14 protein-coding genes are annotated in these 14,942 nt (G+C 61.1%); 5 read left to right on the top strand and 9 right to left on the bottom strand.

The features are described from left to right. Window positions 1-79: 79 nt before the first annotated feature. On the top strand, window positions 80-1,174 hold the full coding sequence (locus tag Q1W70_RS04345) for a PLP-dependent cysteine synthase family protein (protein ID WP_166592635.1): 1,095 nt from the start codon (window positions 80-82) through the stop codon (window positions 1,172-1,174). Window positions 1,175-1,235: 61 nt separating this feature from the next. On the opposite strand, the gene Q1W70_RS04340 is transcribed toward Q1W70_RS04345, so the two are convergent. Both Q1W70_RS04340 and Q1W70_RS04335 read right to left on the bottom strand, forming a co-directional pair. After that, entirely contained in the window at window positions 1,236-2,849 is a 1,614-nt protein-coding gene (locus tag Q1W70_RS04340; RefSeq protein ID WP_166592636.1) for an NAD(P)/FAD-dependent oxidoreductase, read from the bottom strand. Window positions 2,850-2,955: 106 nt separating this feature from the next. Continuing rightward, window positions 2,956-3,630 (bottom strand): hypothetical protein, encoded by a 675-nt coding sequence (locus Q1W70_RS04335; protein WP_166592637.1) that lies wholly within the window; start codon window positions 3,628-3,630, stop codon window positions 2,956-2,958. Between the two features lie 182 nt (window positions 3,631-3,812). Here Q1W70_RS04335 and Q1W70_RS04330 point away from each other — a divergent pair, with 182 nt between their 5' ends. Next, window positions 3,813-4,160 (top strand): SecDF P1 head subdomain-containing protein, encoded by a 348-nt coding sequence (locus Q1W70_RS04330; RefSeq protein ID WP_166592638.1) that lies wholly within the window; start codon window positions 3,813-3,815, stop codon window positions 4,158-4,160. Window positions 4,161-4,170: 10 nt separating this feature from the next. Here Q1W70_RS04330 and Q1W70_RS04325 read toward each other — a convergent pair whose 3' ends face one another. Beyond that, a complete protein-coding gene (locus tag Q1W70_RS04325) occupies window positions 4,171-4,770 on the bottom strand; it encodes a short chain dehydrogenase (protein WP_166592639.1) in 600 nt (199 codons plus the stop codon). 104 nt (window positions 4,771-4,874) lie between these two features. Here Q1W70_RS04325 and Q1W70_RS04320 point away from each other — a divergent pair, with 104 nt between their 5' ends. Next, window positions 4,875-5,783 (top strand): LysR family transcriptional regulator, encoded by a 909-nt coding sequence (locus Q1W70_RS04320; RefSeq protein WP_166592640.1) that lies wholly within the window; start codon window positions 4,875-4,877, stop codon window positions 5,781-5,783. A gap of 59 nt (window positions 5,784-5,842) precedes the next feature. On the opposite strand, the gene Q1W70_RS04315 is transcribed toward Q1W70_RS04320, so the two are convergent. The 5 genes from Q1W70_RS04315 to Q1W70_RS04295 form a co-directional block, all read right to left on the bottom strand. After that, complete coding sequence (locus Q1W70_RS04315; RefSeq protein WP_027621148.1) at window positions 5,843-6,544, bottom strand: ABC transporter ATP-binding protein; 702 nt, start codon at window positions 6,542-6,544, stop codon at window positions 5,843-5,845. After that, window positions 6,545-7,312 carry a high-affinity branched-chain amino acid ABC transporter ATP-binding protein LivG gene (gene livG / locus Q1W70_RS04310; protein ID WP_095166984.1) on the bottom strand — a complete coding sequence of 256 codons (768 nt, stop codon included), beginning with the start codon at window positions 7,310-7,312 and terminating at the stop codon, window positions 6,545-6,547. Continuing rightward, the gene (locus Q1W70_RS04305) at window positions 7,309-8,565 is read right to left on the bottom strand and encodes a high-affinity branched-chain amino acid ABC transporter permease LivM (protein WP_095166986.1); all 1,257 of its coding nucleotides are present in this window, start codon (window positions 8,563-8,565) and stop codon (window positions 7,309-7,311) included. The genes livG and Q1W70_RS04305 overlap by 4 nt, the downstream gene beginning before the upstream one ends. Beyond that, window positions 8,562-9,485 carry a high-affinity branched-chain amino acid ABC transporter permease LivH gene (gene livH / locus Q1W70_RS04300; RefSeq protein WP_166592641.1) on the bottom strand — a complete coding sequence of 308 codons (924 nt, stop codon included), beginning with the start codon at window positions 9,483-9,485 and terminating at the stop codon, window positions 8,562-8,564. Before livH ends, Q1W70_RS04305 begins: the two co-directional genes overlap by 4 nt. Before the next feature lie 231 nt (window positions 9,486-9,716). Continuing rightward, window positions 9,717-10,844 (bottom strand): branched-chain amino acid ABC transporter substrate-binding protein, encoded by a 1,128-nt coding sequence (locus Q1W70_RS04295; RefSeq protein ID WP_166592642.1) that lies wholly within the window; start codon window positions 10,842-10,844, stop codon window positions 9,717-9,719. Window positions 10,845-11,190: 346 nt separating this feature from the next. Here Q1W70_RS04295 and Q1W70_RS04290 point away from each other — a divergent pair, with 346 nt between their 5' ends. Continuing rightward, window positions 11,191-11,496, top strand: coding sequence for a DUF2288 domain-containing protein (locus Q1W70_RS04290; RefSeq protein ID WP_166592643.1), 306 nt, complete (start codon window positions 11,191-11,193; stop codon window positions 11,494-11,496). 282 nt (window positions 11,497-11,778) lie between these two features. After that, complete coding sequence (locus Q1W70_RS04285; RefSeq protein ID WP_166592644.1) at window positions 11,779-12,672, top strand: NAD(P)-dependent oxidoreductase; 894 nt, start codon at window positions 11,779-11,781, stop codon at window positions 12,670-12,672. Here Q1W70_RS04285 and Q1W70_RS04280 read toward each other — a convergent pair. Then, window positions 12,563-14,848: a putative bifunctional diguanylate cyclase/phosphodiesterase gene (locus Q1W70_RS04280; protein ID WP_302098648.1), complete on the bottom strand. Its 2,286-nt coding sequence runs from the start codon at window positions 14,846-14,848 to the stop codon at window positions 12,563-12,565. The genes Q1W70_RS04285 and Q1W70_RS04280 overlap by 110 nt on opposite strands. Between the last annotated feature and the right edge of the window lie 94 nt (window positions 14,849-14,942).

Genomic DNA, 14,942 nt, shown 5'->3' with positions numbered 1-14,942 from the left:
TTTTCCTAAGCTTAGGGTCTGGCCTGTTGTCACCCTCAGGTTTGCCCTCCGCCGCCACCGATTCCACGAGACCCCCACCATGAGCGACAGCCGCCAATGGGCCCGCGAAGCCATCCGTATCATCGAAGCCGACTTCCAGCGCAGTGCCGATACCCACCTGATTCCGTTGCCGCTGGCAGGGTTGCCGGGCATCGAGCTGTACTTCAAGGATGAGTCCAGCCATCCCACCGGCAGCCTCAAGCATCGGTTGGCCCGCTCCCTGTTTCTCTATGCGCTGTGTAATGGCTGGCTCAAGCCGGGTGCCCCGGTGATCGAGGCATCCAGCGGTTCGACGGCAATTTCCGAGGCCTACTTCGCCCGCTTGCTGGGACTGCCGTTCATCGCGGTGATGCCGGCCACCACTTCCCGGGAGAAGATCGCGCAAATCGAGTTCTACGGCGGCAAGAGCCACCTGGTGCAGGACCCGACGCAGATCTACGCCGAGTCCGAGCGCCTGGCCCGTGAGCACGATGGGCACTTCATCGATCAGTTCACCTACGCCGAGCGCGCCACCGACTGGCGGGCCAACAACAACATCGCCGAGTCGATCTTTCAGCAGATGCGTTTCGAGCGCTATCCGCAACCCAGCTGGCTCATTTCCAGCCCCGGCACCGGTGGCACCACCGCGACCCTGGGGCGCTACGTGCGTTACCGGCAGCACACCACTCGGGTGCTGTGCGCCGATGCGGAGCGTTCGGTGTTCTTTGACTATTACCAGAGTGGCGATGCGAGCCTGCGACTGGAGTGTGGTTCGCGTATCGAAGGCATCGGTCGGCCGCGGGTCGAGGCGTCGTTCCTGCCGAAGGTGATCGATGCGATGGTCAAGGTGCCGGACGCCTTGTCGCTGGCGGCCATGCATTACCTGGCACAACGCCTGGGTCGCAACGTCGGCGGTTCCAGCGGGACCAACCTGATCGGCGCGTTGATGGCGGCCCAGCAGATGGTCGCGGCAGGAGAGCGGGGATCGATCGTGGCTATTCTGTGTGACGGCGGCGAGCGTTATGCAACCACCTACTACAACCAGGACTGGCTGAAGGCTCAGGGCTACGAGTTGAGTGGCTTGATCGCGGCCGTTGCGGCCAGCGTCGAACGCGGTGAGGCACTGCCTGCCTCGGTGCTGCGCGCCAATATCTGAGATAACAACCAAGGCGGGAGCGAGCATACGGAACGTCGTCCGGCTCGCTCCCGCCGAGTGTTTAAGCGTCGATGCCCAGGATATCCCGCGCCACGGCCTCGGCGATGCGAATCCCGTCGACCCCCGCCGAGAGAATCCCACCGGCGTAACCGGCGCCTTCACCGGCCGGGAACAGCCCCTTGACGTTCAGGCTCTGCATCGACTCGTTACGAGTGATGCGCAGCGGTGAAGAGGTACGGGTTTCGATCCCGGTCAGCACCGCGTCATGCAGCGAGTAGCCGCGAATCTGCTTCTCGAACGCTGGCAGGGCTTCGCGGATGGCTTCGATGGCAAAGGCCGGCAATGCCAGCGCCAGGTCACCCAGGGCCACCCCAGGTTTGTAGGACGGTTCGACGCTGCCCAGCGCGGTCGATGGCTTGCCGGCAATGAAGTCGCCGACCAGTTGCGCCGGAGCCTCGTAGTTGCTGCCGCCGAGCACAAAGGCGTGGGACTCCAGTTGCTCCTGCAACTCGATACCGGCCAGCGGGCCACCCGGGTAGTCCACTTCCGGGGTAATGCCCACGACAATCCCGGAGTTGGCGTTACGCTCGTTACGCGAGTACTGGCTCATGCCGTTGGTGACCACGCGATTGGGCTCGGAGGTCGCCGCCACCACCGTACCGCCAGGGCACATGCAGAAGCTGTAGACCGAACGACCGTTCTTGGCGTGGTGCACCAGTTTGTAGTCGGCAGCGCCGAGTTTCGGGTGACCGGCGTACTTGCCCAGGCGCGCATTGTCGATCAGCGATTGCGGGTGTTCGATGCGGAAACCCACGGAGAACGGCTTGGCCTCCATGTACACGCCGCGGCCGTGGAGCATGCGGAAGGTGTCGCGGGCACTGTGGCCCAGGGCCAGGATTACGTGGCGGGAGTGAATCTGCTCGCCGCTCGCCAGTTCGACGCCGGTCAGTTGGCCGTCTTCGATCAGCACGTCGGTGACCCGTTGCTGGAAACGCACTTCGCCACCCAGGGCACGAATCTGCTCACGCATGTTTTCCACGACGCCCGTCAGGCGGAACGTGCCGATGTGCGGCTTGCTGACGTAGAGGATTTCATCCGGCGCGCCGGCCTTGACGAACTCGTGCAGGACTTTGCGGCCGTGGTGCTTGGGGTCCTTGATCTGGCTGTACAGCTTGCCGTCGGAGAACGTGCCGGCACCGCCTTCGCCGAACTGTACGTTGGACTCGGGGTTGAGCACGCTTTTGCGCCACAGGCCCCAGGTGTCCTTGGTGCGCTGGCGGACTTCGGTGCCGCGCTCGAGGATGATCGGCTTGAAGCCCATCTGGGCCAGCAACAGCCCGGCGAAAATCCCGCAGGGACCAAAACCGACCACCACCGGGCGTTCGCTCAGGTCTTGTGGGGCCTGGCCCACGACCTTGTAGCTGACATCCGGGGCAGGGTTGACGTTACGGTCATCGGCGAACGCCTGCAGCACCTTGGCCTCGTCCCGCAGGCTCAGGTCAATGGTGTAGATGAAGCACAGTTCGGAGGACTTTTTGCGCGCATCGTAGCTGCGCTTGAACAAGGTGAAATCGAGCAGGTCATCACTGGCGATGCCCAGGCGCTGCACGATGGCAGGGCGCAGGTCTTCTTCGGGATGGTCGATTGGCAGCTTGAGTTCGGTGATTCGTAACATGTCGGTATCCGGTTCGCGGGCGCACCAATGCGCCAAGGCGTTGCAAACCGCAGATTATAAGCCTCAACCGGGATTTCCAGTGAGGCTAAAACAACAGCTCGTCGCATCAGTCGCTGCGTGCGCCGCCAAAATAGGCGCAACCACGTTGTACCTGATCGTTGACCCGCAACTCGGCGCTCATGAACTGGACGCTGGGGCGGCTAGGGTCGACGCAGCGCTGGGGGGCGATCCACAGTTCGACGCGCTGGTTGTTGGCTTCACTGCTGAGGTGAAAGCGCCCGTCACCCAGTTGTTCCTCCAGATAGGGCAGGGCCAGGGCCGGTTGTCCGGCGCGCTCGACCACCATGCCCTTGCCACTGACCTTGACGCTCCAGTTGGGCGTATTGCCGCCAGCTTGCAGAATCAGTTTCTGGAAGTCCGGGCTATTGCAGGCGCTCGTGGAGCGTTCCAGGCGATACAGTTGCTGGACATCGAGTTGCGCCTGGCCGTCCGCGACTTTTGCCGAGGGCACCCGGCCACGCAGATCGGCGAATACCTGGTGCTGGGTCCCGGCCAGCGTGGCGGCCTCTTGCATGACGCTGGTGCCGCCGCTGTCATGCACGGCATACAGGGTGTTGCCCTGGCAGGGCTTGAACACCAGCTTGCCGTTGGCCATGCCGAGCTCACCTTGCATGCGGGTCAGGCCGGCCGTGGAGGGCGCCTGGGGCGAACTCTCGAGCAATTGGCAACCGGCAAACAACGGCAGCAGGGCGACAAACATCAGGGAACGGGCAGCACGCATCGTTGGGTCTCCAGACAGGTGCCGCCACGTTACGCAGGCACGCCGTCGATCACAAGGCCAGTGTTGCCCGGGCACGCTCAAGCGCGCCCCTGCAACATTGTGTACGGGGTTCCTGCGGGTGGACGCCGATCGGGATCGGCTACTCTAGGAGCCGTTTTTTTCACTGGATCAGGAAGATGCTCATGCGTTGCAAGGTTTGGATGGTGTTTTTGGCAATGGTGATCGGCACATCCACTCAGGCTGCCGAGATCGATTTCTCATCGGCCCTGGACTTCACCAAAACGGAGCTGGTGTTGAAGGACATCGACTCCCCCAACCCCGAGATCGTAGTCTTGAGTGTCACACTTTCCCCCGAGGCCACGGAGCGTATGCGCAAGGTCAGTACGCAATCGATCGGACAGCCGTTGACCCTGTTGATCAATGGCCAGCCGATCAGCACGGCCACCGTACAGTCAGTACTGGGGGCGCAGTTTCGGGTCACAATGTCGCGCGCCATTGCCCGGGAGTTGCTACCGAGCCTCCTGGAGTGACCCGTCGCGGTCAACCGACGTGGAACGTCTGCCCGGTCTGCAAGCCTTCCACGCTCTTGGCATAAGCCAGCCCGACATCGGCCCCGGCCACCGGTTTGTAGCCGCGGAAGTAGGGAGCGTAGCTGCCCATGGCCTCCACCAGCACGGTGGGGCTCACCGAATTGACGCGCATGCCACGGGGCAGTTCGATGGCGGCGGCCCGCACGAAACTGTCCAGGGCACCGTTGACCAATGCCGCCGATGCGCCGCTGCGGATCGGGTCGTGACTGAGGACGCCGCTGGTGAAGGTGAACGAAGCGCCGTCATTGGCAAACTCACGGCCGATCAGCAGCAGATTGACCTGGCCCATCAGTTTGTCTTGCAGGCCCAGGGCAAAACTCTGCGCGTCCATCTCGGCCAGGGGCGCGAAGGTCACGTTGCCAGCGGCGCAGACCAGTGCATCGAACTTTCCGGTTTTGCCGAACAGCGCGCGAATCGAGGCGCTGTCGCTGATGTCGACCTGGAAATCGCCACGGGTGCGGCCGATGCGAATGATCTCGTGACGCGCCGACAGCTCCTTGTCGACTGCCGAACCCACGGTGCCGCTGGCGCCAATCAATAGAATTTTCATCGTACTGTTTCCTCAAGGGGTGAACGAGGTTTCAGTCTAGAGTGGTTTTTTCTTCGGATAAGCGTGCTAATAGGCAACCTTTGGTTTTCTAATGGAAACAATCCATGAGCGAAATGGATGACCTGGCGGCGTTCGCCGTGCTGATTGAAGCCGCTAGCTTTACGTTGGCAGCGCAGCGCCTGGGCTGCAGCAAGGGCCAGCTGTCCAAGCGCATCAGCCAGTTGGAAGCTCGATTCGGCGTGGTGTTGCTGCAGCGCACCACGCGCCGGCTGAGTCTGACCGCGGCGGGTGCGGCCTTGTTGCCCCAGGCCCAGGCACTGGTGGTGCAGGTTGAGCGCGCACGCCAGGCGCTGGCACGCCTGAAGGACGAGATGGCCGGCCCAGTGCGGATCACCGTACCTGTCTCGTTGGGGGAGACGTTTTTTGATGGCTTGCTGCTGGAGTTTTCCCGCCAGTATCCCCAGGTGCAGATCGAGCTGGAACTCAATAACAGCTACCGCGACCTGTCTCGTGACGGCTTCGACCTGGCGATCCGCTCCGAGGTCGCCAACGACGAGCGACTGGTGGCCAGGCCGCTGCTGGCCTGGCACGAAATGACCTGCGCCAGCCCGGCCTATCTCGAACAGTTCGGTGAACCCCTGGCCCCCCAGGCGCTGGCCGAGCACCGCTGCCTGCTCAACAGCCACTACAGCGGCCGCGAAGAATGGCTGTATCACCAGCAGCACGAATTGCTGCGGGTCCGGGTATCCGGGCCGTTCGCCAGCAACCACTACAACCTGTTGAAAAAAGCCGCATTGGCCGGCGCTGGCATTGCGCGCCTGCCGTCTTACCTGTTGCAGGCGGAATTGGCTGACGGCCGTTTGCGCTGGTTGCTGCGTGACTACCAGACCCGCAGCATGCCGATGTACCTGGTGCACCCGTATCAAGGCGGCTTGCCCAGACGCACCCAGGTCCTGGCCGACTACCTGATCGGCTGGTTCAAACGCAGTGGGGAGGCGCTGGACCGGCTGTAAGCAGTTTCCGGGCGCACAAAAAAAACGGCCCGAAGGCCGTTTTTCTTGACTGCCAGGGCTTAGCCGCCCAGATACGCTTCGCGCACCTTGGGGTCGGTCAGCAGGGCTTCACCCGTGCCTTGCATCACCACCCGGCCGTTCTCCAGAACGTAGGCGCGGTCGGCGATTTTCAAGGCCTGGTTGGCGTTCTGCTCCACCAGGAACACCGTCACACCATCCTTGCGCAGCTGTTCGATGATGTCGAAGATCTGCTGGATGATGATCGGGGCCAGACCCAGCGACGGCTCGTCGAGCAGCAGTAGCTTGGGTTTGCTCATCAGCGCCCGGCCGATGGCGAGCATTTGCTGCTCGCCACCCGACATGGTGCCGCCGCGCTGGGCAAAGCGCTCCTTGAGGCGTGGGAAAAGCCCTAGGACTTTGTCCATTTGCTCCTGGTAATCGCCCTTGTCGGTGAAGAAACCACCCATGGCGAGGTTCTCTTCCACTGTCAGGCGGGAAAACACCCGACGACCTTCCGGCACCACGGCAATGCTCTTGCGCATGATCTGCGCCGAGGTCTGGCCGACCAGTTCTTCACCCATGTAGCGGATGCTGCCACTGTGAGCCTGCGGCGAGCCGCAGAGGGTCATCAGCAGGGTCGACTTGCCGGCACCGTTGGCGCCGATCAGGGTGACGATTTCGCCCTGTCGGATTTCCACGTTGACGCTGTGCAGGGCCTGGATCTTGCCGTAGAAGGTGGAAACGTTTTCGAATTGCAGCATTTACGCTTCCCCCAGGTAGGCTTTGATCACTTCAGGATTGTCACGGATCTGTTCCGGCGTGCCATCGGCCAGCGGTGTGCCCTGGTTGATCACGACGATGTGGTCGGAAATGCTCATGACCAGCTTCATGTCGTGCTCGATCAGCAACACCGTGACGTTGTGCTCTTCACGCAGGACGCTGATCAGCGCCTTGAGGTCTTCGGTTTCCTTGGGGTTCAGGCCGGCCGCCGGTTCGTCGAGCATGAGGATCCGCGGACGGGTCATCATGCATCGGGCGATTTCCAGGCGCCGTTGCTGACCGTAGGCCAGGGTGCCGGCGGTACGGTTGGCGAACTCCTTGAGGTTGACCTTTTCCAGCCAGTACTCGGCAAACTCCATGGCCTCGCGCTCGCTTTTGCGGAACGACGGGGTCTTGAACAGGCCGGCCAGGAAGTTGGTGTTCAGGTGACGGTGCTGGGCGATCAAGAGGTTCTCGACCGCGGTCATGTCCTTGAACAACCGCACGTTCTGGAAGGTCCGTACCACGCCCTTGAGCGCGATCTTGTGGCCGGGCAGGCCTTCGATCGGCTCGCCATCCAGCAGGATGCTGCCGCCACTGGGTTTGTAGAAACCGGTGAGGCAGTTGAACACGGTGGTCTTGCCAGCGCCGTTGGGACCGATCAGGGCCACGACCTGTTTTTCCTTGACGGTCAGGGCCACGCCGTTGACCGCCAGCAAGCCGCCGAAGCGCATGCTCAGATTTTCGACTTTGAGGATCTCACGGCTCATTTTCGCAGCTCCATGTGAGGACGTTGCATGGGCAGCAGGCCTTGAGGACGCCAGATCATCATCAGCACCATCAAGGCGCCGAACATCAACATGCGGTACTCGCTGAACTCACGCATCATTTCCGGCAGCAGGATCATCACCACGGCGGCAAGAATCACCCCCAGTTGCGAGCCCATGCCACCCAATACGACGATGGCGAGGATGATCGCCGACTCGATGAAGGTGAAGGACTCCGGTGTGACCAGGCCCTGACGGGCAGCAAAGAAGCTCCCGGCGAAACCGGCGAAGCTGGCACCCAGGGTAAAGGCCGACAGCTTGATGACCGTGGGGTTGAGACCCAGGGCACGGCAGGCGATTTCGTCTTCACGCAGGGCTTCCCAGGCACGGCCGATCGGCATGCGCAGCAAGCGGTTGATCACGAACAGTGCACCGAGGGCCAGCAACAGGGCAACCAGGTAGAGGAAGATCACCTTGTTGATCGAGTTGTACGGCAGGCCGAAGTACTCGTGGAACGTCTGCAGCCCTTCGGCGGCCTTGCGTTCGAAGGTCAGGCCGAAGAACGTTGGCTTCTCGATGTTGCTGATGCCGTTCGGACCCCCGGTGAGGTCGGTCAGGTTACGCAGGAACAGGCGGATGATCTCGCCAAAACCCAGGGTCACGATCGCCAGGTAGTCACCGCGCAAGCGCAGTACCGGGAAACCGAGCAGGAAGCCGAAGGTGGCCGCCATCAACCCGGCGATAGGCAGGCAGATCCAGAAGCTCAGGCCGTAGTAATGCGACAGCAGCGCATAACTGTAGGCGCCGACGGCATAGAAGCCGACGTAACCCAGGTCGAGCAGGCCGGCCAGGCCGACCACGATGTTCAGGCCCAGGCCGAGCATCACGTAGATCAGGATCAGGGTGGCGATATCTACCGCCCCACGCGAGCCGAAGAACGGCCAGACCAGAGCGCCGACGATCAGGGCCAGGATGATCCAGCGCTGAGTGGTGGGCAGGGTCAGGAAGTTGCTGGCCTTGGCCGGGATCAGCGGCATGTTTGGCGAGGATTTCCACGCCGCGCTGATTTGGTGGCTGAACAGGACCCGCAAGAACATCAGGACCGAACACAGGGCGATGGTCGCCAGGATGGCCGGGCTGGTGTTGTGGACTTCCAGGTTGATGCCGACGATGGTCAGCTTCAGACCCAATACCGGGTAGGCCACGGCCCACACCAGCAAGGCGCTGAACAGCGCCGATTTAAGATTCCTAGTCATACTTTCTCAACCTCCGGACGGCCCAGAATGCCGGTCGGACGGAACAACAGCACCAGAACCAACAAGCCGAATGCCACGACGTCCTTGTACTGGTCGCCGAAGATGTCAGCACCGAATGCTTCAGCCACACCCAGTACCAGACCGCCAAGCATGGCGCCCGGAATACTGCCGATGCCGCCCAGTACCGCAGCGGTGAAGGCCTTGAGCCCGACCAGGAAGCCGGCGTTCGGGTTGATCACACCGTATTGCATGCTCAGCAGAACGGCCGCGACCGCCGCCAGGGCAGCACCGATGATGAAGGTCAGGGCAATGATGTTGTTGGTGTTGATACCCAGCAGGTTGGCCATCTTGATGTCTTCGGCGCAGGCGCGGCAGGCACGACCCAGGCGCGAACGGGAGATGAACATCGTCAGGCCAAGCATGGCCACGAGCGTCACCACGAACACCACGATTTGCATGTAGGAAATCAGAACTTCCGATGCTCCGCCTGGCCCGAAGGAGATGTTGCCCGGGATCAGGTTGGGAATGGATTTGTCCTTGGAGTCTTGCGACAGCAGAACCGTGTTCTGCAGGAAGATCGACATGCCAATGGCGGAAATCAGCGGAATCAGGCGATTACTGCCACGCAATGGGCGGTAGGCGATCCGTTCGATGCTGTAGCCATAGGCACTGGTTACGACGATGCTCGCGATGAAGGCTGCGGTCATCAACAACGGGACGCTATCGAGTCCCATCATGGCCAGTCCGGCAATGGCGATGAACGCCACGTAGGAGCCGATCATGTAGACCTCGCCGTGGGCGAAGTTGATCATTCCAATGATGCCGTAAACCATCGTATAGCCGATGGCGATCAGGGCATACGTGCTGCCAACGGTCAGACCGTTAACCAGCTGTTGGAAAAAGTGATAGATCTCAGGCATTACAACGCTCCTAAAAACCTGATACGCATTTCACTGGTGGAGTCATTTTCCCGCTCAAGCCCCGAGGATCTGCATCCACTTCGGGCGTGAGGTTTGCCAGCGAACCGCTGATGACGGTTTTGAGATTTTCAGGTGGGGAGGCTTGCGGATCACGCAGGCGCGGCCCATACATTCGTAAAACAAAGCCCACGGCACGCCGTGGGCTTTGTTGGCAGTCAGTCAGGCAAGGCCTTACTGAGGCGAAGCTTCGGTTTTAGGTTTGCCGAAGTGCCACTCGTAAACCACGAACTTGAAGTCTTTCAGGTCGCCCTTGGCGTCGAAGCTCAGGTCGCCAGTCGGGGTTTTGAAAGTCCCGGCGTGGATGGCTTCTGCCACCTTGGCCGAGTCTTCGCTCTTGGCTGCAGTGATGCCGCCGGCGATGACTTCAACAGCCGAGTAGGCCGGGAACACGAACGGGCCGCTCGGGTCTTCTTTCTTGGCCTTGAAGGCATCAGCCAGGGCAACGTTGGCCGGATCCTGGTCGAAGGATTTCGGCAGGGTTACCAGCAGGCCTTCGGAAGCGTCCTTGGCGATCTGCGAGATGGAATCGTTACCCACGCCTTCCGGACCCATGAACTTGGCTTTCAGGCCTTTTTCCTGGGATTGACGCAGGATCAGGCCCAGCTCTGGGTGGTAGCCGCCGTAGTAGACGAAGTCGACGTTGGCTTGCTTGAGCTTGGCGATCATCGAGGAGAAGTCTTTGTCGCCGGCGTTGATGCCTTCGAACACGGCAACCTTGACGCCTTTCTTCTCGAGGGTTTGCTTGACGGCGGTGGCGATGCCTTCACCGTATTGCTGTTTGTCGTGCAGTACGGCAACGATTTTCGGTTTGACGTGGTCGGCAATGTAGTTACCGGCGGCAGGGCCCTGGGCGCTGTCCAGGCCGATGGTACGGAAGACCATTTTGTAACCACGGGCGGTGATGTCCGGGCTGGTGGCAGCCGGGGTGATCATGATCACGCCTTCGTCTTCGTAGATATCCGAAGCCGGTTGAGTGGAGCTGGAGCACAGGTGACCGACCACGAACTTGATGCCGTCGTTGACGACTTTGTTGGCAACGGCCACGGCTTGTTTCGGATCACAGGCGTCGTCGTATTCAACCGCTTCGAGTTTCTTGCCGTTGACGCCGCCTTTGGCGTTGATTTGTTCGATGGCCATTTTGGCGCCACTGAACTGCATGTCGCCGTATTGGGCTACAGGGCCGGTTTTAGGGCCGGCAATGCCGATCTTGATGGTGTCAGCTGCGAACGAATGGCTGGCAACCCCGGCCAGAACCATAGCGGCAAACAGTTTGGAAATCTGCTTAGTAGCCTTATTCATAGTGCTCCACTCTTACTGTTGTAATTTTTATAGTCCTGGCGGCCTGAGGCGCAGAACCGGTAGATGACCTAAGTCTTCTGCGGAAATGCCCCTGGCAACTGTACCGGTACAGTGTAGAGCGCCGGTTGTTCGCTTGAAAAGCTGGCTGCTGGGGGCAAATCCTGGTGATGTCGCTTAATTGAAAGAAAAAGACAGAATGGCGCCATGGCTTTGGCCGGCTTATAGCTGAATCAGCAGCATTGCCTGGCGTTCCGGTGCTTTTCGTTCGATGACGCATTTGAATCCGGGTTTTTCTGTCAAGGCACCAACGTTATGATTGCGTCGATTTCATTTGCGGACAGGACCCATGACTCAAGAACCTAGCACCCTCTATGCCAAGCTGCTTGGTGAAACTGCATCTATTACCTGGAAGGAACTGGAACCGTTCTTTGCCAAGGGCGCCCTATTGTGGGTCGATCCGGGTCTGGATTTGATCGCTGCTGCCGAGGCGGTGGCGCAGGACGAAGGCGAGAAAGTGGCTGCCTGGCTGGCCGCCGACGAACTCGCGAAGCTGTCTGAAACGCGGGCGCTGGATCTTTTCGAGCGTGATCCAGAGCTGTGGGCCGTGGTGGTTTCACCCTGGATTCTGATCCAGGAAAGGGCGTCGGTTTAATACGGCGCACTCGTTTGGTGCGAAGGCTGCGCGACGTAAAGTGTGTAGCGGAGTAGCGTGATGGCACGTTGCCGTAGAGAAAGGCCACAGCCAGGCCTGATCGAGGGTGACGTTCGCGTAATGGGAACAGTTTATTGAGCAGCCAAATGGCTGCTCAATTGTTTCTGGATGTACCTGATGGACCCTTGTTCGACCGCTCAGGCACGATGGTGCGAGCGGCTTTCCCAAGTCTCGGTGAATCAGCGATTATTCGCAGACTTTCAATCGTGCAGAGGCAGATCAATGGCATCGTTACCTTCACTTGCGTTCGCCGGCATCGGCTTGATGGGCTTGCCGATGTGTCGCCGCCTGCTGGCCGCGGGTTATCCGCTGACGGTGTGGAATCGTCATCCTGAAAAGTGCGCGGCCCTGGTCGAGGCGGGCGCTAGGCAGGTGGCAAGCCCGGCTGAACTCTGTGATCACGCTGACCTGGTGATGTTGTGCCTGGCCAATACCGAGGTGGTGCGCGAGGTGGTGTTTGGTCCGGCAGGCGTGGCCAGTGGCGCCAGAGCTGGCCAGTTGCTGGTGGATTTTTCCAGCCTGGAACCGACCGCTACCCGGCACATGGCTGCGCAACTGGCCAGCGACTGCGCCATGGGCTGGCTCGATGCGCCGGTGTCCGGTGGCGTGCCCGGTGCCGAGGCCGGGAGCCTGGCGATCATGGTCGGAGGGGAGGCGGCTGATCTGGAGCGGGTTCGCCCAGTGTTGCTCAACCTCGGCCAGCGAGTCACGCACATGGGCGCGGTGGGGGCCGGGCAGGTGACCAAGGCCTGCAATCAGATGATCGTGGCCTGCAACGCCCTGGTGATTGCCGAAGTGGTGGCGCTGGCCGAGCGTTCCGGTGTGGACGCGAGCCGGCTGGCGGACGCCTTGAGCGGTGGTTTTGCCGACTCAAAGCCGCTGCAGATTCTGGCTCCGCAGATGGCTGCGAGCTCCTTTGAACCGGTGAAATGGCACGTGCGGACCCTGCTCAAGGACCTGGACGGCGCGGTGCAGTTTTCTCGCGAACAGGGTTCGGCAACGCCGATCAGTGGCCTGGCCGCACAACTGATGCGCTTGCACGGTGGCCAGGGCTTCCTGGAAAAGGACCCGGCAACCTTGATTCATCTGTATCGCGCACCAGCGACAAAGGGCTGACCGGGTGTGAGAGATGGCGCTGGTTGAGCTCATTGAGCGTCGGCCGCAGCTCAGCCAGCGGCACCGGGCAGCTCATCAGGTAACCCTGGATGAAATCGCAGCCAAGACGTTCGAGGAAACGGTACTGCTCGAAGGTTTCGACGCCCTCGGTGACCACCTGCAACTGCAGGGTGTGGGCCATGACAATAATGGCCTGGACGATTTCCATGTCTTGCGTTGAATCCGGGATGTCCTGGCTGAATGAACGGTCGATCTTCAGTGTGTTCAAGGGCAGGCGCTTGAGGTAGGCGAGGGACGAGTAGCCGGTGCCAAAGTCATCGATGGACAGGGACACCCCAAGGGCACGGATTTGCTTGAGCAGCACCAGGGTGTTGGTGAGGTTGCCCATCAGCGCGTTTTCAGTGACCTCCAACTCCAGTCGCTGTGCCGCTACCCCGGCCGAGCGCAAGGCCTGTTCGATTTCGTCGGACAACTCCGGGCGCGCCAGGTTGAGCGGGGAGCAGTTGACCGCGATTTTCAGTGAGTCGCAGCCTTGTTGGGACAGTTCTGCGAGGTCTGCACAGGCTTTGCGCAGCACCCAATTGTCGAGTTCGGCAATCAGGCCGTTGGCCTCGGCAATGGCGATGAAACGGTCTGGTGCCAGCACGCCGTGGGTCGGATGCTGCCAGCGGATCAGGGCCTCCAGCTTGGTCACCTGGCCGGTCCGCAGGTCGTAGATCGGCTGGTAATACAGCAGCAACCCGCTGTTGTCGCGCAGAGCGTTGCGCAGTTCTTCTTCGAGTTGCAGGGCCACCGTTGCCTGGGTTTTCAATTGTTCGTTGAAAAAGTGCAGGCCGTTACGGCCATTGGCCTTGGCCTGGTACAGCGCCAGGTCGGCATGCTTGAGCAGTTCTTCGCAGTGCTGGCCATCTTCGGGGAACACGCTGATGCCAATACTGGTGGTCATGACCATACGCCGCCCGGCCAGCTCGATCGGTGCTTTCATTTTCTGCATGATGCGCTCAGCCACTTGCTGGGCCTCGTCGCGGTCCAGCAGATTGACCAGCACGCAGAACTCATCGCCGCCAAACCGTGCGACCACGTCGTCATGGCTGCGGATCGAGCTTTTGATATGCCCGGCAATCACCCTCAACAGGTTGTCCCCGGCATCATGGCCAAGGCTATCGTTGATGCGCTTGAAGTGGTCGATATCCAGGAACATGATCGCCAGCTTGCCGCCCTGGGCGGTTTTCTCTGCGAGCTTCTCGGCAAAGATCTGGTTGAAGCCGCGACGGTTGATCAGGTTGGTCAGGGGGTCGTAATGCGCCACCTGCTGCAACGACTGCCGGGCCTGGTCCAGTTGGCAGAGCAGGGCATTGACCCGGCACAGGTCACGCTCCTTGTGTTGCAGCTTGCGGTCCGCCAGCGCTGCGCTGACGCTGCTGCCGATCACCAGCAAGGTGATCACGGTGATGGTCACGCCCAGTTGCAGCGGGTTGTTGGGCTCCGAGAGCGAGGCCGGCACGCCCTCCGGTAGCACCAGCGTCATCGCCCACATGCCGGTGAGGTGCATGCTGACAATCCCGCCCCCCAGCAGCAGGCTGGTCGCGTACTTGAGCAGTTGGTGCAACATCCCACTGCCAGTGCGCAGGCAGTGGGAGAGCAGCAAGGCGACGGCGCTGGCGAGAATGGCGATGATGACCGATACGGCGAACGGTCCTGGCGCGAAGTAGGTGTGGGCGCTGGAGCTCATGGCGGCCATGCCCACGTAATGCATGGTGGCGATACCTATTCCGACACCGATCGAGGCGCTGACGTACTGCCAGGGACGCGGCTCGGCATGGCTCAGGGTGTCCATGGCCAGGAAGGCGGCGACAAAGGCAATCAGCAGCGAAAGCAGGGTAATCGACAAGTCGTAGTGGAGGGGAATCGGCGCCTGGAACGCCAGCATGCCGATGAAATGCATGGCCCAGATCCCGCCGGCCAGGCAGCCGGCTCCGACCCAGCGCCAACGCCTTTGGGAACGTGGGTCTTCGGCGTAGCCGACCCGCTCGGCTATGTCCAGCGTGGCAAAACTGGCTGCGCAGGCGACCAGGTAGGCCAGCAGCACCAGCACCGGGTCGTGGCTACAGTTGAGTATGACCTGACCGCCGCTTGCGGGCAGTTCGCTGCTCAAATGCCATCCTAGCCAGGCCATCGCATGCCCCGTCTGTGAAAAACGTCTCGCAGGCGCCATGAACACTGGCGAATGGTGGAAGTATAGAAGCCAGTAGCGGAGTGAAAGCGGTGGT

The organism is Pseudomonas kielensis (genome assembly GCF_030505375.1).
GTDB classification, from domain to species: Bacteria; Pseudomonadota; Gammaproteobacteria; order Pseudomonadales; family Pseudomonadaceae; genus Aquipseudomonas; species Aquipseudomonas kielensis.
This window is presented reverse-complemented; position numbering and strand designations above follow the sequence as displayed.

Coding starts and splice junctions, on each gene's coding strand:
- Q1W70_RS04345 (WP_166592635.1), top strand. CDS start 80: ATGAGCGACAGCCGCCAATGGGCCCGCGAAGCCATCCGTATCATCGAA.
- livG (WP_095166984.1), bottom strand. CDS start 7,312: ATGAGCCGTGAGATCCTCAAAGTCGAAAATCTGAGCATGCGCTTCGGC.
- Q1W70_RS04335 (WP_166592637.1), bottom strand. CDS start 3,630: ATGCGTGCTGCCCGTTCCCTGATGTTTGTCGCCCTGCTGCCGTTGTTT.
- Q1W70_RS04340 (WP_166592636.1), bottom strand. CDS start 2,849: ATGTTACGAATCACCGAACTCAAGCTGCCAATCGACCATCCCGAAGAA.
- livH (WP_166592641.1), bottom strand. CDS start 9,485: ATGCCTGAGATCTATCACTTTTTCCAACAGCTGGTTAACGGTCTGACC.
- Q1W70_RS04320 (WP_166592640.1), top strand. CDS start 4,875: ATGAGCGAAATGGATGACCTGGCGGCGTTCGCCGTGCTGATTGAAGCC.
- Q1W70_RS04330 (WP_166592638.1), top strand. CDS start 3,813: ATGCGTTGCAAGGTTTGGATGGTGTTTTTGGCAATGGTGATCGGCACA.
- Q1W70_RS04295 (WP_166592642.1), bottom strand. CDS start 10,844: ATGAATAAGGCTACTAAGCAGATTTCCAAACTGTTTGCCGCTATGGTT.
- Q1W70_RS04280 (WP_302098648.1), bottom strand. CDS start 14,848: ATGGCCTGGCTAGGATGGCATTTGAGCAGCGAACTGCCCGCAAGCGGC.
- Q1W70_RS04315 (WP_027621148.1), bottom strand. CDS start 6,544: ATGCTGCAATTCGAAAACGTTTCCACCTTCTACGGCAAGATCCAGGCC.
- Q1W70_RS04285 (WP_166592644.1), top strand. CDS start 11,779: ATGGCATCGTTACCTTCACTTGCGTTCGCCGGCATCGGCTTGATGGGC.
- Q1W70_RS04325 (WP_166592639.1), bottom strand. CDS start 4,770: ATGAAAATTCTATTGATTGGCGCCAGCGGCACCGTGGGTTCGGCAGTC.
- Q1W70_RS04305 (WP_095166986.1), bottom strand. CDS start 8,565: ATGACTAGGAATCTTAAATCGGCGCTGTTCAGCGCCTTGCTGGTGTGG.
- Q1W70_RS04290 (WP_166592643.1), top strand. CDS start 11,191: ATGACTCAAGAACCTAGCACCCTCTATGCCAAGCTGCTTGGTGAAACT.